This is a genomic window from Myxococcus sp. AM011 (assembly GCF_013372595.1).
Taxonomy (GTDB): Bacteria; Myxococcota; Myxococcia; order Myxococcales; family Myxococcaceae; genus Myxococcus; species Myxococcus eversor.
In genome coordinates this window covers 20,079-39,980 of record NZ_JABXEM010000009.1, presented here as the reverse complement: position 1 = coordinate 39,980, position 19,902 = coordinate 20,079, and the positions used below count along the sequence as shown (strand labels likewise).

13 protein-coding genes and 1 pseudogene are annotated in these 19,902 nt (G+C 68.8%); 6 read left to right on the top strand and 8 right to left on the bottom strand.

All coding sequences use genetic code 11. The features are described 5' to 3' along the window. Positions 1 to 44: 44 nt before the first annotated feature. From HUW62_RS03410 to HUW62_RS03395, 4 genes are all read right to left on the bottom strand, one after another. The gene (locus HUW62_RS03410; protein WP_163868544.1) at positions 45 to 1,166 is read right to left on the bottom strand and encodes a hypothetical protein; all 1,122 of its coding nucleotides are present in this window, start codon (positions 1,164 to 1,166) and stop codon (positions 45 to 47) included. A 300-nt stretch (positions 1,167 to 1,466) separates the two neighbouring features. Continuing rightward, positions 1,467 to 2,351 (bottom strand): tryptophan 2,3-dioxygenase, encoded by an 885-nt coding sequence (locus tag HUW62_RS03405; RefSeq protein ID WP_163868545.1) that lies wholly within the window; start codon positions 2,349 to 2,351, stop codon positions 1,467 to 1,469. Positions 2,352 to 2,482: 131 nt separating this feature from the next. Continuing rightward, positions 2,483 to 3,016, bottom strand: coding sequence for a cell wall protein (locus tag HUW62_RS03400; RefSeq protein WP_163868546.1), 534 nt, complete (start codon positions 3,014 to 3,016; stop codon positions 2,483 to 2,485). Between the two features lie 148 nt (positions 3,017 to 3,164). Then, positions 3,165 to 3,722, bottom strand: a complete 558-nt coding sequence (locus tag HUW62_RS03395) for a hemerythrin domain-containing protein (protein ID WP_255203199.1) — start codon at positions 3,720 to 3,722, stop codon at positions 3,165 to 3,167. Positions 3,723 to 4,025: 303 nt separating this feature from the next. On the opposite strand from HUW62_RS03395, the gene HUW62_RS03390 reads away from it, so the two are divergent. The 3 genes from HUW62_RS03390 (at position 4,026) to HUW62_RS03380 (ending at position 6,905) form a co-directional block, all read left to right on the top strand. Then, positions 4,026 to 4,748 (top strand): lysophospholipid acyltransferase family protein, encoded by a 723-nt coding sequence (locus HUW62_RS03390; protein ID WP_163868547.1) that lies wholly within the window; start codon positions 4,026 to 4,028, stop codon positions 4,746 to 4,748. Beyond that, positions 4,741 to 5,628 carry an alpha/beta fold hydrolase gene (locus tag HUW62_RS03385; protein ID WP_176433540.1) on the top strand — a complete coding sequence of 296 codons (888 nt, stop codon included), beginning with the start codon at positions 4,741 to 4,743 and terminating at the stop codon, positions 5,626 to 5,628. The genes HUW62_RS03390 and HUW62_RS03385 overlap by 8 nt, the downstream gene beginning before the upstream one ends. A 398-nt stretch (positions 5,629 to 6,026) precedes the next feature. Continuing rightward, positions 6,027 to 6,905 (top strand): hypothetical protein, encoded by an 879-nt coding sequence (locus HUW62_RS03380; RefSeq protein ID WP_176433539.1) that lies wholly within the window; start codon positions 6,027 to 6,029, stop codon positions 6,903 to 6,905. A 59-nt stretch (positions 6,906 to 6,964) separates the two neighbouring features. Here HUW62_RS03380 and HUW62_RS03375 read toward each other — a convergent pair whose 3' ends face one another. After that, a complete protein-coding gene (locus HUW62_RS03375; RefSeq protein WP_163868550.1) occupies positions 6,965 to 7,519 on the bottom strand; it encodes a hypothetical protein in 555 nt (184 codons plus the stop codon). A gap of 507 nt (positions 7,520 to 8,026) precedes the next feature. On the opposite strand from HUW62_RS03375, the pseudogene amrB reads away from it, so the two are divergent. Beyond that, positions 8,027 to 8,881: pseudogene (amrB, locus tag HUW62_RS48445) on the top strand (AmmeMemoRadiSam system protein B); the annotation flags it as partial. 45 nt (positions 8,882 to 8,926) lie between these two features. Here the strand turns inward: amrB and HUW62_RS03365 are convergent. Next, on the bottom strand, positions 8,927 to 9,448 hold the full coding sequence (locus HUW62_RS03365; RefSeq protein ID WP_255203205.1) for a TIGR02265 family protein: 522 nt from the start codon (positions 9,446 to 9,448) through the stop codon (positions 8,927 to 8,929). A 237-nt stretch (positions 9,449 to 9,685) separates the two neighbouring features. Beyond that, positions 9,686 to 9,979: a DUF3817 domain-containing protein gene (locus tag HUW62_RS03360; protein ID WP_176433538.1), complete on the bottom strand. Its 294-nt coding sequence runs from the start codon at positions 9,977 to 9,979 to the stop codon at positions 9,686 to 9,688. A gap of 168 nt (positions 9,980 to 10,147) precedes the next feature. Between HUW62_RS03360 and HUW62_RS03355 the strand changes: the two genes are divergently transcribed. Next, entirely contained in the window at positions 10,148 to 10,552 is a 405-nt protein-coding gene (locus HUW62_RS03355) for a hypothetical protein (protein ID WP_163868555.1), read from the top strand. Then, a complete protein-coding gene (locus tag HUW62_RS03350; RefSeq protein ID WP_163868556.1) occupies positions 10,549 to 11,715 on the top strand; it encodes a hypothetical protein in 1,167 nt (388 codons plus the stop codon). The genes HUW62_RS03355 and HUW62_RS03350 overlap by 4 nt, the downstream gene beginning before the upstream one ends. 27 nt (positions 11,716 to 11,742) lie before the next feature. On the opposite strand, the gene HUW62_RS03345 is transcribed toward HUW62_RS03350, so the two are convergent. After that, positions 11,743 to 19,845, bottom strand: a complete 8,103-nt coding sequence (locus HUW62_RS03345) for a LamG domain-containing protein (protein WP_176433537.1) — start codon at positions 19,843 to 19,845, stop codon at positions 11,743 to 11,745. Positions 19,846 to 19,902: the final 57 nt, after the last annotated feature.

Sequence of the window (19,902 nt, the reverse complement as noted above, 5' to 3'; positions counted from 1 at the left end):
AACCCGCGGACCCCTGTCCCCAGGTACAGGTGGGGCCTCACCGTTCAGTGAGCGAACACATTGAAGAAGGCGAAGAAAATCTCGAGGACGATGAGCAGGATGATGACCGCCTCCAGCGTGTGGGAGCGGTCGATGTCCACGTCGCCCTTGAGCAGGCCATACGTCTGGGCGAGCAGCTGCTGCTTGCGCGTGACGGAGCCCTGCCAGGCGGAGATGCGCATGCGGCGCACCGCGCCCTCGTAGACCTTGGCCAGGTAGAAGTCGCCGATGATTTTCAGGCTGTTGTCCACGCGCTCGATGAACTCGTTGAGGTCCACCAGCGTGCTGAGCGTCTGCCGCGTCAGCGTGCGGTACGGACTGCGGAACAGCCGCGTCCACCCGTGGCGCTTGGCCTGCACCTCGCCGTGGATGCGGGCGATGTGCTCGTCCAGCCGCTCGTCGTAGTAACGGAATTCCAACAGTTGCGCGTTGGCGATTTCGAGCAGGTCCGGGATGTCCCCGGAGCCCGACGGCTCGTAGACGAAGGCGCTGTTCCAGTCGATGACGACCAGGTCATTCACCGTGTAGCTGAAGCGCATCTGCGTGACGGCCTCGCTCTCCCGGCGGGACAGCGGCGTCTGGCCGTTCTCGCCCAGGAGCAGCCGCGCCAGGTCCGCGCCCTCCAGCAGGTCCTCCGCGGACGGGTTGCCCTGGATGCTCTCCGCGAAGATGACGGTGTAGCTCTCGTTCTGGTCCCACAGGTGCGGCTCCTGCACCGCGGAGGCGATGGTGTGGCGCACGCCCTCCACCAAATCCAGCGCCAGGTCCTCCAGCGCCTGGCTGTCGTACAGCTCGTCCGCCACGCGGGTGAGGTGCTCCAGGGACGTGCCCGGCACCACCGGCACCCGCAGGATGATGGACGCGGCGCCATGGTCGAACAGGCGCGCGGTGGCATCCACCGTGATGGGCCCGTCCTTCAGCGCGAGCGGCCGTCGCCCCAGCTCATACGCCAGCGGCGGATTGGGGAGCTGGAGGTACTGGCCATTCTCGCGCGACAGCTTGAGGCGGCGGGTGTCCTCGGAGACGGCCTTGCGCGCGCGCTCCAGGTTGATCTCCTCCGCGATGTCGAAGGTGCGGTAGCAGAGGATGTGGGCCTTCTCGAAGAGCAGGGGAGCCGAGGCAGGCATGGTGCGCGCAAGCCTAGCGCGCGCCTCCCCCACGCCACGCCCGGCGCACGGGCCCTGTCGACGAGCCGTCAGTCGTGGCCCTCGGAGCCCAAGGCCTGGAGCCCTGGAGCCAGCCGCACCACCCGCTCGCCGCCCGGCCGCCTGGCGGACAGGGTGGCTTCCGACACCCGCCCATCCACCCCGTCACATTGTCGATGTTTCACTCGGGCGAAGCCTGTCACCGGCGGCCCCGCCATTCCTCTCAATTGGCCACACGTCAAGACTGGGGCGCAACGCCTGCCATGACGGCCCGGAGCGCGCTCACGGCGACGGTTTATGAGACCGGGCCGAGGGGGGTGCCAGCTCCGTGCGCACATCCCACAGCTCTGGGAAGAAGCGCAAATCCAAGGCCTTGCGAAGGAAGGACACCCCGGAGGAGCCCCCGGTGCCCTGCTTGAAGCCGATGATTCTCATCACCGTCATCATGTGACGGTAGCGCCACAACTGGAACCGCTCCTCGGTGTCCACCAGCTTCTCGCACATCTCGTACGCGTCCCAGTGCGCGTGGGGGTCCTCGTAGATGCGGCGGAACACCTCCACCACCGCCGGGCTCTTCACGTACGGCTGTCGCCAGTCGCGCTGGGCGTGGTCCTCCGGAATCGCATGCCCCGTGCGCGACAGATGGCGCAGGAACTCGTCATAGAGGCTGGGAGACTCCAACAGCCGCTCCAGCTCCCCATGCAGCTCCGGTTGGTGGCGGAAGGGACCCAGGGCATTGGAGTCCTTGTTGCCCAGGAGGAACTCCACCGCGCGGTACTGCCAGCTCTGGAAGCCAGACGCGGGCCCGAGCGCGTCACGGAACTCCAGGTACTCATTCGGCGTGAGCGTCTCCAGGACGCTCCACTGCTCGAAGAGCATCCGTTGGATGTTCCCCACGCGCGCGAAAATCTTGAACGAGGGCTCCAGCCGATCCGCCTGCACATAGCGGATACACGCGCTCAGCTCGTGGATGAGCAGCTTCATCCACAGCTCGCTCGTCTGGTGCTGGATGATGAAGAGCAGCTCGTCGTGATGGGGTGGCTGCGAGCGCGGAACCTGCGCCGTCAACAGCCTGTCGAGCTGTAGGTAATCACCGTACGTGGTCCTTCCGGCCAGGTCGGTGATGATTCCAGGCTCCAAGTCGCGTTTGTTCATGGGCCCGGGCATTCATGCCCCTGCAAGCCCCCGCGGGCAAGACTTCCCGTACGGGCTGCCCCCGAACCCTCTCCCTGCCAGGGAGCACGGTTGACGGAGGTGCGGTCACTGTCTGCCCGGGCCGGGGCCAAACGTGCCGCTGATTAACCGTTCGCTGCTTGGGCGGCGGCGGCCAGGGCCTTCGAAGCGGCGCGGCCACGGGGCAGCTTGATGTCCTCCACGCTGTTCGCGGGCGCGTAGTCGACCCACGCCGACGGGCGGCGGTTGGTCTTCTCCAGCATCCGCAGCTTCTGGTAGTGCGCCGCGCAGTAGCCCTTGGTCCGGCTGGGCTTGCCGCAGTCGACGATGGCGCACTCACGCGAGCCATCCGCCGAAGCCGACGGCTTGCGGCCACGGCGCTTGCCACCCGCCGACACCGACGCCGCCGCGCTCACCGCGCCACGCGCCGCCGCGGGAGGACGACCGACGGCCTTGCGGCCCGGCTTCGCCGCCGCGACCTGGGCGCCGAACAGCGGCCCCACGACCTCGGCCAGCGGGGCCAGCCGCTCCGCCACGTTGCGCAGTGCATCCAGATCCGCCGTCCCGGACTCCAGGCGGGAGACCACGTCGCGCAGCGGCTTGAGCTGGACCTCGATTTCGTTACGGATCATGTCCCGAAACGCTTTATCCACGGACATTCGTTCAATCCTCGTCTTGGCTAGTCTGGTTGTTGAAGGTCTGGAAGGGGGGAGTTGATTTGTGATGCTGCTCATACCCATACCTTCCAATTTGGGATTTGTCTAAAGGAAGCGATAAAAGGTGTGACTGAAGGACGTATCACCCCCCCTACCGTACCGGTCGGGGCCTCATTCCAGTGGGGCGGGAACGGCGCTCAGCCGTCCCAGCGGAGGTCTTCCAGCAGGGGGTGGACCCCGAGACAAAGGGCCCCGAGGCCAGGGTGCGTACTTCGTCGCGAGCCAGCATCAGCTCCGTGCGCAGCTGTTGCTGCTCGCGCGGGTCCAACGCGGTGGTGAGTCTGGGCAACAACGCGCTCTCTTCTTCTTGGAAATGCGCGACGGTCAGATCCTCGAGCGCGTACAGCCGGGCCTGCCATTCGGGGTCGCCCGGAGACAGCTCCTCCAACTCATCCATCAGCTCGCGCATGGCCAGATGATCCTCGGCCTGCAGCCGGGCACGAGCACGCCCTTCCACCCGGGCCACCAGCGGTTGCAGACAGCGCTCCTCCAGCCAGGTGTGCAGTCGCAACAGCTCCAGCAGTTCGTGCTGAGCGCTCAGGGGCTCCTCTTCCGCGCCGGAGACGAGCCGCTCGAAGCGCTCCTCCAGCTCACGGTGCTCCTCCACGAGGATGTCGAACGGGCCTCCCATGCCCTCAACCATCTGCATGGTTCAGCAGGCAGACAACCAAAGCTGCGCTTCACCCTCACATTATTGAAACTCAAACGACAGGTCGAGCGAACGTTCGGCGGGCTGAAACAACGACCGGCATCGTGCCTCGGCTGGCGACTGAAAGCCCATGGGGGGCGGGGGCGAAGCGTTGCCTACTCAAAGCAACCTCCGGGGTCGGCAGGGCGAGTCCCCCCAGGGACGGTGCGTGGGTTTGCGATGACCGAGGGTGCGGGAGCGGGGGCCCGGCCGGCTGCTCGGGTTGGATGGCGATGGGCGGGGGCGTCTCCATCATGACTCCTCGTGGAAGCTCCGCTCGCCACCGTGCGCAGGGCCGTGTTCCACCTCGCCGAGCGGGGCGCGGCGATGTCCGCGCTCTACCACCGGGCCCGACTGGTGGGCGCCGAGCATCTGCCGAGGAGCGGCCCGGTGTTGCTGGTGGGCAACCACGGCGTGTGGGGTTACGAAACGCCCGCCTTCTTCCACCTCCTGCACCAGGTCACCGGGCGTCCGGTGGTGGGATTGGCGGAGCGAGGCTTCTTCCGCATTCCGGTGGTCCGCACGGTGTTGCCCTGGCTGGGCGGTGTCGAAGGCACCCGGGACAACGCGCTGGAGGTGTTGCGCGCCGGGGCGCTGGTCGTCTGTTACCCCGGCGGCGCGCGCGAGGTCTTCAAGCGTCCGCGCGGGCGCTACCAGCTGCGGTGGGAGCATGCGCTGGGCTTCGCGCGGGTGGCCTCGCATGCGGGGGTGCCGGTGGTGCCCTTCGGGGGCTTTGGCGTGGACGACACGTTCCTCTTCCCACCGGGTGAGGCCCGGCTGGGGCTGCACCTCACGAATGGGGAGAAGTACCGCGTGCCGCTCTTGGTGGGGCTGGGGCCGCTGCCGTTTCCGGTGCGGCTCACCTTCGCGCTGGGCAGTCCCCACACCCCGCCGCCCGCGGGCGCCTCCGAGCCGCGCCTGCGCGCGTTCCGCGACAGGGTGGCCACCAGCGTGCACCGGCTGCTGGTGAGGGCCCGCCATGCTTGAGACGCCGCCGCGCGCCCTCGCGCCCGCGCGCGTCCCCAGGTTGGAGGACGTCCCCGACGGCTACGCGCACCTGCGCTGTGAGGAGCGCGAGGTGAAGGGCACCTCCGTGCGGCTGTTCACCTTCCCCGACGGCGACACCGACTTGGCCCGCACGGTGGTGTGTCTTCCGGGGCTGGGCGCCAGTGGCCGCTCCTTCGCGCCCATGGAGCCGCTGGCCGGGCGGCTGCGCCTGCTCTTGTGGACGCCGCCGTTGAGCACGCCCGCCACGCACACCCCGCTGGAGTGGAACCTGGCGGTGCTGAATCATCCCGAGGCGCGGCTGCCGGAGCGCTTCGCGCTGGTGGGGTCCTCCTACGGCAGTCTGCTGTCCATCGCCTTCGCGCTGGCGCATCCGGAGCGGGTGAAGGCGCTGGTGCTGGTGTCGCCAGTGGCCAGCGTGAGGCGGGTGAGGCGGCTGACGGTGACGCTGTCCACACTGGTGCGCACGCCGCGTCCGCTGGCGTATGTCTTCGCCCCCACGGTGGCGAGGGTGCTCGGAGGCGCGAGGCTGCCGCCCGAGGGCCGCGCGGAAATCGTGCGCGAGGCACGGCGGCTGGCCCCCGTGGAATTGCTGCGCCGGCTGCGCGACGTGCTGGCCGCGGACTTCACTTCTCGCCTCCATGAGCTTCGCGTGCCCACGCTCGTCGTTCAGGGCGGCAGGGACTTGCTGGTGCCGCCGCGCGCCGCGCGCGACGTGGCCGAACACATCCCAGGTGCCCGGCTGGAGCTGCTGCGCGATGCCAGCCACCTGCCGTACATGAGCCATCCAGAAGCCTTCAACGCGGCGGTCGGCGCGTTCCTCCGGGAGTACGTCGAGGACGCTTCGGGACTCACGCCATGAGCGCTGCCACCGCACGACGCTCAAGCTCCACCTGACTGTCGCTGTCGCGGCATGCGGTGAAGCGAGAGGCCGGGCATCGCCTTTCCAGACAACGCAGACGTGGATGCCCGCCTCGTGCGGTGCACGGAGGTGCTGCTCGACAGCGGCGTGTATCACCGCACCTCCGCGCACGATGGGCGGATGAGTTCGTCGCGCGCCACCTCGTGCGGTGAGTCGCGACCCTGGCGCGCCGGGCAACGTGAGCGTGGGTGAATGGACAAACGTCCCGTCCGCGAGTCCCGAGCGCTCAGGATTCCCCAGCGGCGCGCGTCTTTCCCTCTCAAGAATACCGAGTCGGCCCGCGTGTCCCGCGCGAGGCCAGACCGACCGGGCGGCGCTGTCGCTCGGAGGAGGAACCCATGTCCATGCTGCCCATTCACCGCGGACTCCGGGTGTGCGCTCGGACCGTGGCGCTCATCCTCATGTCGACGAATCTCGCGTGCCCCTCCGCGGGCACGAGCGGCGCGAATCGCCCCGAAACGCACGAGCCCTTCGAGCACGAGGAAGCCCGTCGTCAGGAAGCGCGCCAGGTGGCCCGGCAGGTGGCGGTGCTGGCCGGGAGCGTGCGTGACGTCGACTCGCGGCTGGAGCTCACTTTCTGGGCGGAGCGCGGGGCCCTCACGCTGGTGGGCTACCAGTCGCTGGAGCGCGGCGGACGGGCCGGACGCACCGTCGACCACGACGACCTCCAGCGAACAATCGCCCGCGCGCTGATGTCCACCACCCATCACTCCGGGGGCGAAGTCGTCCTGCGGATGCGGCGCGAGCCGGCCTCGTGGGCCCTGGAACCGGGCGCGTCCTTCTCCAGCGAGCGGCCTCTCCAGGCCCGTCAGGTCGCCGGACGACGCGAGGACGCGACGCCCGAGCCGTCCGCGCTGGCGACGGACCTGCGGCGACTGCTGGAGCCAGTGCGCGTGCCCGCGGATGGCACCGTCTGGGCGAACGTGTCCGTGCACCTGCGCGACGGCCGCGTGGTGGGCTGGGAGCTGGAGGACTGGCGCGTGGTGCGGGCAGGCCGGGGGAACAAGACGCCCAGGCCGGTGTCACGCCGGGTCGTCGAGGAGGCCACGTCCGTCGTGCGGCTCTACGCGCCGGGCACCGGCTCGCGCTCGCTGCACCTGGGCCTGCGCCTCATCCACGAGGGGAACGCACCGTCCGCGGAGGGCTGGGTGGAGGAGACCCGGATGCTGCCGCTGTCGCGTCCGAGCGGGGGCGTCAGCCGCCTCACCCTGCCCTGACGACGAAGCTCCGGCGCGCGGCGGACACACGGCCCGCCGCGCGCCAGGACAAACAGACTCTAGAAGTAACCGCCCACCGTGGTGCCGACGCTGAACGTCACATCCACGTCGTCACCCAGGCCAATGGCCAGGCGAGGACCGGCGCCCACGAAGAAGTGGGACGTCACGTGGTACAGCACGGGCGCGTAGCCCTCCAGGATGACGGTGGAAGCCGAACCGGTGCCGTCGGGCAGCGACAGGATGTTGTCGCCGACGAACAGCGTGACGATGGCCTTGGGCCAGAACGACAGCTTCTCCGAGAACGGGATGTTGTAGCCCACGCGCGCGTTGATGCCGAACGCCGCCAGCGAGTCCCCTTCACCAAACAGCACGGACAGGTTGATGCCGCTTCCGATGGAGAGGTTCTCCTTCAGGAAGTAGTCCACGCTCGGTGCCAGCCTGAAGAAGCCGTACCCCGCGCCCTCCGTCGTGTAGCCCAGGTCCGCCGACGCATCCGAGCTGACGACAATCTGCCCGACGCTGCCAAAAGCCCCACCCGTCGACTGCGCGAAAGCAGTCGTCGACACCATCAACCCGGCCGCTACGGCCATGGCCTGCCACTGATTTGCCTTCATGAAGCGTCCCTCCGTTGCGTGTGCCCGCGGTCATTCCCGGGCGCTCGGCGGCCTCTTCTAGTCAATGGAGGCGGGCGCGCATCCTTTTTTCGTCTCCCCTGTGTCCTCTACCGCATGAGCGCAACTTGAGAATTCTCGCCTCGAGCCGGCGCGTCACACGGGTTCTCATCGCCCGAAGACGCCGCGCGTGAGACATCGCTGAGACATGGACGGAAGGCCCCGACGCGGGCACGCGGGAGGCCTCGCGCGAGCCAGGGCTCACGGACGGGAGGGGCGGCCGGGGTGGAGGGGTCGAGGTCCCGGCCGGCCCTCCCATGCGCGAGGTACCGTGCCCCGAGCGGCCCTGAACCGCTCGGAAGGAGCGCACGGTACGAGGACACCGATAGCAAGCCCCACGCCAAACGAACTCCCGGTGAAATCAATCCCTTGTCAGCCGGAAAGCCCCGGAATGCCCTCCTGAGCGTCCGAAGTCGGGACGCGCACGTCCCAGAAGCGAACAGACTGGCAATGATTCGCATATCCCCATGTTGCCGTCTGTCCGTAGGATTCCAGCGAATCCCCTCATGCGGCGCCCCACGGAAGGATGGATGGGAGGACATGCCTCGTGTGCGTGCGCCCGCGGTGGCGGGCTCCTTCTACCCCTCCAGTCTCACCACGCTGGCCACGCAGGTGGACGCGTGGTTGGAGCAGGCCCGGGGGCCAGAGGGAGGGGTTGTCTCCGCGCTCATCGTTCCCCATGCCGGTTATGTCTATTCAGGGGCGGTGGCGGCGGCGGCGTACGCCGCGCTGGGGGCCCGGCGCGCGGAGCGCACGCGCGTGTTGCTCCTGGGGCCGTGTCACTTCCACTCGCTTCGAGGGCTGGCGTATCCGGCCGTGGACCTGCTGTGCACGCCGTTGGGTGACGTGCGGCTGGACGCGGACCTGTTGCGCCGGGCGACGGAGCTGGCACAGGTGAGTGCCTCCACGGAGGCGCATGAGTCGGAGCACTCGCTGGAGGTGCAGCTCCCGTTCCTCCAGAGGGCGATGGAGCACTTCACTGTCTTGCCTCTGGTGGTGGGCCGCGCGGACGAGGAGGCGGTGGCCCAGGTGCTGGAGGCGCTGTGGGACGAGGACGTGCTGCTCGTGGTGAGCTCGGACCTGTCGCACTACCTGCCCTATGAGGAGGCGCGGCGCGCGGACCAGGAGACGGGGGCGCGGGTGCTGGCGTTGGAGGGGCCGCTGGATGCGGGCAGCGCGTGTTGCACGGAGGCCATCAACGGCTTGCTGCGCGTGGCGAAGCGGCGGGGGCTGCGGCCCAGGCTGGTGGGGTTGCGCAACTCCGGGGACCTGGCCGGAGCGCGCGCCGAGGTCATCGGGTACGGCGCCCTCGTCTTCGAGTCGCCCGCGCGGGGCACGTCCCGGGAGTGCTCAGTCGTCCCAGGAGAGGGAGTACTCGCTGTCGAGCAGCGACGTCTGGCGGCCCTCGACGCGGATGTCCTGGGCGCCGACGGCCTGGAGGGCACCTTCGAGCATGCCTTCGTTGTAGGCGACGGGGGTGAAGATGCGGCGCATGTGGATGCGGCCGGCGCGGCTGGCGGTCCATTCGACTTGCAGCTCGCCGAAGTCGATGGCCATGCGGTAGGCCTCCGGGAGCATGTTGACGAGCTGCTTCGGGTCTCCGCCGACTTGCTGACGGACCTCGGTGCCGAACATGGAGCGGACGAAGGCGAGCGTGCCCTGGACGCCAATCTGGCGCATGGCCTCCTCGACGCCGCCGAGTTGGGGCGCGAGCAGGTTGGCGGCGGCGAAGAACAGCCGCATGAAGGGCGGGACGGGATAGAGCTCGGTGGGGTCCAGGTCGGCGGGGAAGTCACCGGCGTCGACGATGTGCTTCACGGCCTGCTCACCGCCGAGGAAGCGCACGGTGTCGAGCACGGCGGCGAAGTGCATGCCGCGAATGTGCTCGGAGGACTGAACGAGGGCGAGCCGTGAATCCAGCTCCCGCTGCACTGCCTCAGGCGTGTTCCACGTCCCGCGTTCCATGAGCCGACCTCCACCGCGAAAAAGCGCGCAATGCTCGCACAGCTTCCTCTCGCGCGCGAACTCCTGGAGGGTCAGCATCACCCTGGCGCGTTCCAATCCTGGGAACGCAGCCAATGCAGCACGTCGGGTGAAGCACCGCGCTGACTAGGCGCTCTCCTTGCGCAGCTTCGCGTCGAGCAGGAAGTTGCCGAAGGGCACCAGCGACGCGCCGAACGCCACCGCCACGCGCACGAAGGACCAGCGCAGCGCGATGGCCGCCTCCATCAACGCGAAGAGGTACAGCACGAACAACAACCCGTGCGCCATGCCCGTGAAGCGCACCGCCAGGGGCATGTCCGCCGCGTACTTCAGCGGCATCGCGATGAACAACAGACACACGAACGACAGGCCCTCCAACAGGGCCACCGCGCGGAACCGTCCAAGGGGGGTCTTCAACATGGCGCTCTCCCCCTCCTGTCTCCCATCCCCTGCTCCCGCCGTCCATGCGTCACTGTGACGCACCCGGTCGCCCGCCCGCCTGGCTTCATTCCGTGTCTCCCCTCCCACTAGAATGAACCGCGTGAGGCTGGGAAAGCCCGGCACCACGAACCGAGGGGGGAGAGCACCATGTCAGGCAGCGACAAGCTGGAGTCCACCATCCAGGTGCCACGCGAGGACCGCAAGGGCGCGAAGCTGGTGCTGGAGCGGCCCACCGGAACCCTCAACACCGTCGCCATGCGACTGGTCATCAGCGGGAAGATGCAGGGACAGGACCGCCGCCAGCTCCACGCGGACGTCTTCCCCGGCGCCGTCACCGTTCCCCTGCCCGATGACTTCCTTCCCACCGCCGCCCAGGGTTGGGTGCGCGCGGTGCTCACCGTGGCGGACCCCGTGGGCATGGGCGCCCAGTTCCTCCAGCGGGCGACGCTCGTCTTCGAGAAGGGCCAGAAGGAAGCCCTCTGGGACGACTTCTCCCTCCAGAAGGGCGCTGGCGCTGACTTCATCACCCTCACCTGGACGGTGGTGGAATGAGGGCGCTCCTCGCGCTGCTCCTCCTCTGCGCCTCCACCGCCAGCGCCCAGGACGGCGGCACCCCGGACTCGGGGACCGTGGAGCTGGACTTCCCCAGCATCCTCCGAGGGGGCTCGGAGACCGCCGCGGGCCTGGACATCGCCACCGCGGGCGAAGTCGTCCACCCCTCCAACCCCTCCGCCCTCGTCGTCAGCCTGCGCGGCGTGGGAGCGGTGCTCGACGGCACCCAGGCGTCCTTCGCCCTCCAGCTCAACCCCTACCTGCTCACCGACGGCTTCGAGAAGCTCTACTCAGAGGCCGTCGCCGCGCGCAACGCGTCCGTCATCACCCGCCTGCTCCAGGACACCGCCATCACCCTCGGCATCGGCCAGGACACGCCCTACCCCGACGGCGTCCCGGAGAAGGGCCGCTTCGCCACGGTGATGGCGGGCCTGTCCGTGGATGTCCTCGGCGAGCGCGGCATCTACGGCGCCGCCTACAACGCGTGCATCCAGCGCGTCCTCACCGACCCCAGCCTCTACGAGTTCCCCGACAAGCCCCTGCCCGGCGACTTCGTGGACCCGGCCGACTTCGAGAAGGCGCTCGGCGACTACCGCCTCGCCATGGAGGCCACGCGCCAGGCGGGCATCGCGAAGATTCGCCAAGGCCTCCCCGCCTGCACCCGCGAGACGCGCCAGGCGTCCACCGCGCTCTTCGTCTCCGTGGGAGGCCGCTGGGTGACACCCGGGCTCAAGTCCCACGACGGCGACGGTGTCGCCATCCAACGCGGCTTCGGCGCGGCCACGGTGGAGCTGTTGAGCAGCGCGGACTCCAACCTGGAGGCCGCCATTCAAGTGCGCGTGCTCCAGGAGCGGCAGCGCCCGGAGCTGTCCATGGACAAGTGGGTGGACGTCGGCCTGTCCTTCGGCGTCGCCTCCCAACGCTTCCAGCTCAAGCTCGAAGCCACCCAGTCACTGTTGAAACTGGGAAACACGGACCAGAGGCGCGCCAGCGTCGTGGCCACCACCCGCGTCACCGTGGCCGAGCGCTTCACCGTGGGCCTGGGCGTGCAGGGCCAGGGGGAGGACATGGCGGACGCCGTCGGCCAGATTCGCCCCAGCCTCGTGCTCGACCTGGCGGAGCTGCCCACGCTGCTGCAACCACTCCCGGCGCCTCGCTCCTGACGGCGCCGGGATGCACCGCGGGGTCCGCTAGTTGAGGACCTCGTAGTACAGCGACAGGTACCTGGTGACCTGCTCCGCTTGCGGCAGCAGCTCCGGCAGGTAGCGCTGGAGCGCCTGCCGCGTCGCTTCCGCGAGCCTCGCCTGACTGCCCAGGTGCTCGCGGACGTAGGGCTCCAGCCGCTGGATGAGCTCGTAGTTGCTGGAGATGTTCTCCGCCCGCATCGCCTTCTCCAACGGAAGCTCGTTGCGAAGCGGAACCGCGGGCAGCAGGCGACTGATGAACGTCACGCGGTGGAGGATGCGCCAGCACGGCGGCGCCTTCTCCGACTGCCTCGCCTGCCTCAGCGCCAGCGCGTTGGGCTCGCTGGACTGCTCCAGCCAGATGGGGTCGATGACCTTGCGGAACAGGTCATCGAAGTTCCGCCGGTCCGTGTCCAGGTAGAAGCTCATGAAGCGGTACGCATCCACCTTGCCCGGCACCAGCACCGGCTGGTTGTTGCCGTCGTAGACGGGCCCGTTGTCGTCGTACTCCTGGATGTTCGCCGGCAGGCCCAGCGACAGGTTCAACCCGAAGGAGCGGCTGGCCTCGCTGCTCTTCGCGCGGGTGAAGGTCTGCCCTCCCCCGAAGGCCGCATCCACCTGCCCTCCCACGGTGATGCCAAAGAGCTCCACGTTCAATCCAACATGGAGCTCGCCCGACACGTTGAAGGAGAAGTGTCCATTGTGGCTCTCCGTCACCACGTCCGTCGTCTCCGTGGTCTCCGCGAAGAAGCCGCCCTGCACCGTCCACACGTACGTGTTGCACAGGTTGCGCTTGGCGAAGGCGCGCGCCGTCGCCTCCGTGTCTCCCGAGGGCATCGCCGGCTCCGGCACCTCGCCAATCACGCTCGCCAGCACCCGCGAGGCATTGTCGACCACCTCGTTCACTCCGGCCTGCACCAGGTTGCTGCCCGTGGAGAAGGCCCGGTAGCGGTGCAGCTCCCGCTGCTCCTCCTGGAGGATGCGGCGCTTGAGGGCGTAGGCCTCGCGCGGCTTGTAGTAGGAGTACTCGCCGTAGCCGGCGGCCATGGAGTAGTCGGGGTCCATCACCTTGCCCGTCGATGAGAAGCCGATGCAACCGTCGAGCGTGCCCTGCTTGGTGTAGAGCGGATTGATGGGGAAGGTGAGCAGGTTCCAATCCCTCGGGATGTCGGGGTTGGGCACCATGCGGTAGCCCACCAGCGCGCGGTTGTGCTCCAGGCGCAGTGAGTACACGTCCGCCGTCTCCGACTGCACCAGCGCGAAGCCCACGTTGGAGGGGACGATGCGCCGCTCCATCTCCGGGCCCCGGGGCGTCTTCGTGGACTCCCAGTTCCCCACCAGCGACACGGCCATGTTCCGCGACATGCGCTGGCCCCTGCCCTGGCTGCCCTCGTTCACCCAGCCGCCGGACAGCTCCGTGCGCAAGGAGAGCCCCGCCTCCACATTCACCTTCGCCATCGGCGCGGACGTGCCGATGCCCATCGGCGCGGTGATGAGCTTCACCTCCAGCTCGGCGGCGAGGAGCGAGCTGAGCGTGAGGCTGCCCATCATGCTCGACTCCGCCGAGGCGGAGACGGTCGTCATCACATCATCGGCCTGGACGAACTCCACGCGGGACAGGTCCGCGGGCACCTCGCCGGTGTACTCAATCACGCCCGCCGTCAGGTTCTCCGAGGGCACGGGCGGCGCCCCCTCCACGTAGCCGATGACCTGCGGCGCGAACTGCGCCTGACTCACCCACTCCGTGACGAGGTTGCCCACCTTGTAGCCCGTCACCAGGTACCACCCGCCGGAGTAGATGAAGGAGTACGCGCGCTTCATCGTCCCGCGCATGCCTCCCGTCGCGTCCCGCTGCAGGTCTCCATACTCGGCGACGCCGGGCATGCCCTGGATGGGCGCGTGGAACGGCGTGCGCACGCTCGCCAGCGCCGAGCGCACCCGGGCCGTGTCGTTGGACACCGGCGCGGTGCTCAACTGGGGGACGGGGCGGTTGACCGCCCGAGGCAGCTCCAGGTGGTTGCCGCGCAGGCCATTGTCGTTGATGCGCGAGGAGTCCGGCCGCGTCGAGTCCAGGTCGAACGTGTAGTACGCGACCAGGTCCGCCTTCTCACCCTTGAGCCGGGTGAAGAGGTTGTCGAGCACCTGCTCCTCGCTGCGCAGCGTGTCCCAGATGCGCACCTCCTCCAGCTCGCCCTTGTAGGGCGCCTGGACCTTTTCGCCGTTCCACACACCGCCCAGGCTCAAGCCCGCGCCCACGCGGGGGAGGCTCGCGACCTCCGTGCTGGTGGAGGAGAGCGACTGGAGCGCGATGCCCTTGCCATTCACATACATCCAGACCTGACTGCCCGCGGGGTTGGGGGACTTCACCCGGGTGGCGCCGCGCAGGCGCGCTGGATACGACTCGCTGTCGTCCAGGGTGACGTTGCCCTCCCGTTCCGGGAAGCGCCACCGCGCCACCAGCCCGGAGTCCCGAGGCTTGAGGGCGACACCGAGCTGCGCGGGGTCCAGCGCCCGGCTCCACACGCGCACCTCGGCCAGCGTGCCGGTGAGGCCGTAGGTGTCCGTGCCCTCCGTCATCTTCCCGATGAGGAACGGGCCCGCGTGGCCACGAGGGTCCGCGTCCGTGTACTGCGAGCCGCCCTCGTCCCGTCCATCGATGTAGAAGCGCAGGTCGTCCCACTCCTTCACCTCGATGCTGTCCAGCACCTCGAAGGACTGCCCCGCGATTTCCCGCGTCACCTTCTTCTCGGTGTGGCTGGTGCCGGCCTTGCGCACCACCGCGACGCGGTGGAACGTGTTCTCCTTCACCTTGCCCGTGGAGAAGACCTCACGGCGCGAGCCCTTCGACTCGAAGGTGAAGGACAGCCGCCCGTCCTCGGTGATGCTCAGCAGATACGGCACCTCCTGCCCGCTGCCGTCTCCGACACCGCCCTTGCCCACCAGGGGCTGGCGCCGGCCCAGCGGCCCCACGGCGAGGAACACCTCCAGCGTCAGGTCCCCGGTGAGCTGCAAGGCATCCGCGTGGGCCACCTCCAGCCACGCCCCCGGGCGGAGCTGGACGCCCCAGGACTGCTGGAAGGCGAACGCGACATGACGCCAGCTCCCCACGGGGAAGGACTCCTGGCTGATGACGTAGGAGTCGCCGACGCCCGCGAGCAGCCTGAAGCCCGCGTCGATGGGCGACTTCACGAAGGTCGGAGTCCCGCTGACGTCGCAGTGGAACTGGCGTCCCGTCACGTCGCGCACCCGCGTGTCGTTGAAGCCCCAGCACGCCAGGAGCCCCGCCTCGCTGCCCTGCATGCGCAGGCCCTTCTTCTGCTCGATGACCGTCGCGGCCAGCGCGCTGTTCCAGACCCGCACCTCGTCCAGCGCGCACGTCGCGGGAGTCGCCAGGGCCTCGTCCTCGACCTCGTCGCCCAGCCCCCCCAGGCCCCACGCGCCTTCGCCCGTGTAGTCCTTCCCACGCGTGGAGCGGCGCACCTCCTTGCCGTCGCGGTAGAGGATGACGAGGCCCGTCAGCGCCTTGAACGTGAAGGCGTAGTGGTGCCACTCCATGTCGGCGACGGAGGTCTCCACCAGCGCCACGCCGTTCTGCATGGACAGCACCAGGCTGTTCTGCGCGTTGAGGACGAGTGACAGCCGGTCCCCGTCATCCGAGTGGGTGGACCCATGGAACAGCACGCACCCGGGCACGTTGTTCTTCGTGCGCTTGAGCCACAGCTCCACGGAGAAGTCCTTCTTCGCCAGCGGCAGCCCGTCCCCGCAGCGCACGTACGTCTCGCCATCCAGCGACAGCGCGGAGCGCACCTCCTTGTCCTTCCCCTTCACGAGCGAGAGCTGGTACTCCAGCGGCGCCGACGGACTGACCAGGGAGTCCAAAGGCGACGTCTCGAAGGTCGGCGTGCCGACGTACGTCCCGCCCGACTGGCCCCCTTCGAGCGCGATGTCCCGGGCCTCCTCCTCCACGAAGTGCCAGCAGGCCAGGAGCCCCGACGCGTCCCCCTCCACCCGGAGCGCCTGGTCGGCGACGATGGACTGGACGTCGCGGGCATGGTCCCACACGCGCACCTCGTCCACGAGGCACGTGGACGCGGTGGTGATTTCCCCGTCGAGCACCTCCGCGCCCAGAATCAGCTCGCCCTCTCCCGAGTAGGCCTCCGACAGCGTCTTGCCCGCCACCTTCTTGCCATCCAGATACAGGACGGCCTCCCGGCTGTCGGCATCGTGGGTGAGGGCGACGTGGTGCCACGTCGTGTCCTTCACCGCCGTCGACGAGGTGAGGGTGTCCTTGCCGAAGCGGCAGACCAGCTTCCCGCTCGCGTCGAAGGAGAGCAGCAGGCGCTGGTTCACCGTCGTGGACGGGACGCCTTGGGCGAGCAGCGTCTCCGCCACGGTGGTCTTCTTGCGCATCAACCGCGCCTCGAGCGTGAAGTCGACGCCGGCCAGCACCAGCTCGTCCCCGAAGCGCACGTACGTCTTTCCATCCAGCACGAGCGCCAGGTTGCTGGACTCCGACGTGCGCGCCGCCGGGGCACACGCGAGCACCACCGCCGACGCGTCCACCGACTTCGGCATGAGCCAGGCCTCCAGCGTCACGTCGCCCTGGAGGGCCAGGGGCGTCGTGTCCAGTCCGGCCGGCGAGGCCACGTAGTGTTGGAGCCCATCGAAGGAGAGGTCTCGCCCCGGGACGTCGCCGTGCCAGCGACCCGACGAGGTGCCCAGCACCTGCTTCGCGGCGCCGTTGACCAGCGGCTGCGTGGAGAGCGTGGGCACCGGACGCAGCCACAGCGAGCCCTTCGAGAGCAGCGCGCCCGGCAGGTCCGACGTCGCCCGCGAGTAGTCATAGGGCAGGAAGCGCACGCGCTGGCCAGCGGTGAGCGGGCCCTGGGGCGCGACCTTCACGGTGAGCTGCGTGGACTTGGGGGGAATGGCCTTGTTCACCTGGAGCACCTCCGAGCCCACCTCGATGCGGTCTCCGTTCGCCAGGGAGCGCTGGGTGCCTTTCGCGAGCGTGAGCGTGGTGCCGCTGTGTGAGGCCACGGTGCCCAGGAACTCGGGGTGGGCCTGTCCGGAGAGCACCTCCGCGAGCAGCTTCGGCGCGCGGGGCGCCTCGGGCCAGACCTCCGTGTATCCGCCGGCCTTCAAGGTCAACGCGCAGCGGTCGTTGCTGGAGCCGTTGGCGAGCGTGACGTCCACGGCGCCCAGGTCCGTGCCCGCGCTGGTGGCGACGAGCGTGAGCCCCTGCGTCGCATCCCCGAGCCGCACCACCTCGCGGGTGACGGAGGGCTCGTAGTAGGCGGCCAGGAATTCTCCGTCGACCGAGCCACGGAAGTAGAGGATGACCTGGCCGGTGGAGCTGTCGAGGAGGAAGGGCGTGGAGGACGTCTCCGCGAAGGCCAGCAGCGCGCCCGCCACGGGGAGCCCCCGGCTGTCCACGGACAAGAGCTTCATGCGCAGGGACACCTCGCTGCCCTTCGCGCCCAGCGTCAGTCGCGCCAGCTCCATGCGCGCCTCGGCCTGGGTCTGCTCGGCGGCGGTCCGTTGCAGCTCCAGGTCCGCCAGCTCCGTGCGCGTCTTGGCGCGCAGCGCGGCCAGGTTCTCGCACGGCTCGACGGACACGATGCGGCAGGCGGAAGCGGACGACCCCAAGGCCTTGGTGAAGCCCAGCGTTCCATTGGATGAGCGCTGGAGGTACTCGTCCTTGTGGGCCGGGTGACCACTGCCCGCGTTGACCACGCGGAGCGCCTGGTAGTGCTCCGTCGCGCCCGTGCGCATCCAGGTCCAGTTCGTCTTCGTGGTTTTCTGGACGAAGCCCGTGGACTGCCACTCCAGGTACATCTGGCTCTTTCGGTTCTGGAGGAGGTAGCCGCCCTTGTCCGGAGAGGGCACGAAGCGCCACTGACGAAACTCGGTGGCCATGGCGGCGTTCTGCGCGGCCGCGGTGACGGGGGAGCCGTCGCGGACCTCGGTGACGCCGATGTAGTAGTCGTCGCTCTGGATGTGGAGGTGGAACCAGTACAGGTGAATCAGGAGGTTCCCATCGGGCGTGGGTTTCTCCAGGGCGGCCAGCAGCTTCCGAGCGGCGATGAGCTGGGCGTCGAGGTCCCGCACTGAAGTTTCCGCATTGGAGAGGTTGGTCTCGGCCTTCTTTATCTCCTTGTCCGTTCCATTCTTCTCGGGGGCCGCGAGCCACGGCAGCATGGCGACGTCCTGCATCTGCGCGAGGTGGCCGTCCTGGGACACGGCGAAGTCGAGCACCGCGGCGTACTCCTGGCGCGTGGGGCTGCCCTTGGGCGAAGCCCCCCCTGTCGCGAAGGAGAGCATCACCCGGGCCTGTCGCTTCTGCGGCTCCCCGCTCCGACTGTCGCCGCTGCCCGTCGTCTCCTGCTGGTAGTAGAGCAGCGCCGCCATGCCGGAGGTGACCTTGCGCCCCTTGAGGGCGAAGCTGTCCCGACGCAGCGAGGGCCGCTCACCCACCGGCGCGCCCGACGTCACCCAGGTGGGCCCGCCCGTGGCCGTGCCGTGCTGGAGGTTGTCGGTCTGGTCATACAGCGTGACGCCCCTGCCTTCGTCGAAGCGGTAGTAGGCGACGAGCCCCGGCTCCTGGCCCACCAGCCGGAAGCCCTTGTCCCGCGACAGCTCCGCCGCGTCGCGCACGCGCTCCCAGAGGCGCACCTCGTCAATCACGCCCGCGAAGCACTCCGAGACCGTGTCCTTCGTGAGGGCGACGCCGATGAGGAGCGCCTGCGTCGTGTCGGCCTCGAAGGTCAGCGCCGTGGAGCCGGAGGGCGCGCCGTTCAGATAGAAGCGGGCCGTCGCACCGTCATAGGTGACGGCGATGTGGTGGAACCTGCCCGCGGTGACGGCGTCCGTGGACGTGGCGGTGACCGTCGTCCCAGAGACCTCATGGCGCAGGCGCAGCTTCCCATTCGTGAGGATGGCCAACTCGTAGCTGCCCGCCCCCGTGTCGGATTGTTTGCGCAGCAGCGTCAACGGCGTGGCCCGTCCAATCGCCGTCGGCTGGACCCAGAGCTCCAGCGTGTACTTCCTGCCCTTGAAGGCGAGCGCCGGTGAGGCGGGGATGCGCACGAAGTCGTCCGTGCCGTCGAACGACAGCGCTGCCTCGGCGAAGTCGCGCTCCGGCAGGAGCGGCACCAGCTCCTCGTCCGTGAAGGGGCAGGTCCCTGGGGTGCGCTCCAGGACGGCGCCCTGATATCTCGGGTCGGGACTGGTGTAGAGCAGCGAGCCCTGCGTGTTGAACAGCCCGTCCTCGGCCTGCTCCACGTTGAAGGTGTCGATGCGCTTGGACACGTCGTTGAGGCAGAAGAACTGCCAGCGGCACAGGCCGGCGATTTGCGTGGGCAGCAGGGTGACGGCGAAGCGCCCCTTCGTGGCATTGCGGATGAACGACAGCTCCTGGGTCGGCTCATGGAAGGGTCTGCCATCCATGTCCTCGGTGCCCAGGGTGTCCGTCTGGCTGGCGGGGAGCGTCCTGTGCCGGCTGCGGCGATAACGGACCTCCATGCAGGGCCGGAGCTCCGAGCCGGACAGCACGAAGCGGTCGCACAGCACGGTATCGCGCGTCAGCGGAACCTTGGAGCCGTCCTCCGCGCGCACGTAGTCCACGCGAGAGCGGTCCGCCGAGGACCCACCCTCGCTGAGCGCGAACACCGCGTCCGGGTGCACCTCATGGATGGCCTGACGGAAGAGGAAGATGTGCTTGCCATCCGAGAGGACCTGGAACGGAACGGCCCCCGTGGTGAGTCGGGCGGTGGTGGAGAGGAAGGTGTCCATCTCCTCGGCGGACAGGTCCTCGGAGGTCTCCTCGCGTCCTCCCTTCTTGACGACGGGCATGCGCGTGGCGCCCGCCGTCGCGAAGCCGACCTCTTCGATTTCAGAGGGGAAGCGAAGGACGGAGGGCTCCTCGCTCCAGTAGTTGACGTCGAGTTCGCCTCGGGCCTCGTCGGGAGTGTCGAGCGCGAGCACGGAATAGTGGATGACCCGTTGCGCATCGAGGGCGAAGGAGACCACGGTGCCGTTATGCCGGACCATGGTGGTGAAGTAATAGGTTTGGTCGACATACGTCTTCATCAAACGTTGGTCTGGCATGAGCTGGGTTCCTGAAGACGCGCGTCCGCGAGCGTCGGCGCGCGCTCCTGATGTGAT

Bases quoted from the DNA above. Each gene is read 5' to 3' on its own strand.
- HUW62_RS03410 (WP_163868544.1), bottom strand. From the start codon at position 1,166: ATGCCTGCCTCGGCTCCCCTGCTCTTCGAGAAGGCCCACATCCTCTGC.
- HUW62_RS03405 (WP_163868545.1), bottom strand. From the start codon at position 2,351: ATGCCCGGGCCCATGAACAAACGCGACTTGGAGCCTGGAATCATCACC.
- HUW62_RS03400 (WP_163868546.1), bottom strand. From the start codon at position 3,016: ATGTCCGTGGATAAAGCGTTTCGGGACATGATCCGTAACGAAATCGAG.
- HUW62_RS03395 (WP_255203199.1), bottom strand. From the start codon at position 3,722: ATGCAGATGGTTGAGGGCATGGGAGGCCCGTTCGACATCCTCGTGGAG.
- HUW62_RS03385 (WP_176433540.1), top strand. From the start codon at position 4,741: ATGCTTGAGACGCCGCCGCGCGCCCTCGCGCCCGCGCGCGTCCCCAGG.
- HUW62_RS03380 (WP_176433539.1), top strand. From the start codon at position 6,027: ATGTCCATGCTGCCCATTCACCGCGGACTCCGGGTGTGCGCTCGGACC.
- HUW62_RS03375 (WP_163868550.1), bottom strand. From the start codon at position 7,519: ATGAAGGCAAATCAGTGGCAGGCCATGGCCGTAGCGGCCGGGTTGATG.
- HUW62_RS03365 (WP_255203205.1), bottom strand. From the start codon at position 9,448: ATGCACTTCGCCGCCGTGCTCGACACCGTGCGCTTCCTCGGCGGTGAG.
- HUW62_RS03360 (WP_176433538.1), bottom strand. From the start codon at position 9,979: ATGTTGAAGACCCCCCTTGGACGGTTCCGCGCGGTGGCCCTGTTGGAG.
- HUW62_RS03355 (WP_163868555.1), top strand. From the start codon at position 10,148: ATGTCAGGCAGCGACAAGCTGGAGTCCACCATCCAGGTGCCACGCGAG.
- HUW62_RS03350 (WP_163868556.1), top strand. From the start codon at position 10,549: ATGAGGGCGCTCCTCGCGCTGCTCCTCCTCTGCGCCTCCACCGCCAGC.
- HUW62_RS03345 (WP_176433537.1), bottom strand. From the start codon at position 19,845: ATGCCAGACCAACGTTTGATGAAGACGTATGTCGACCAAACCTATTAC.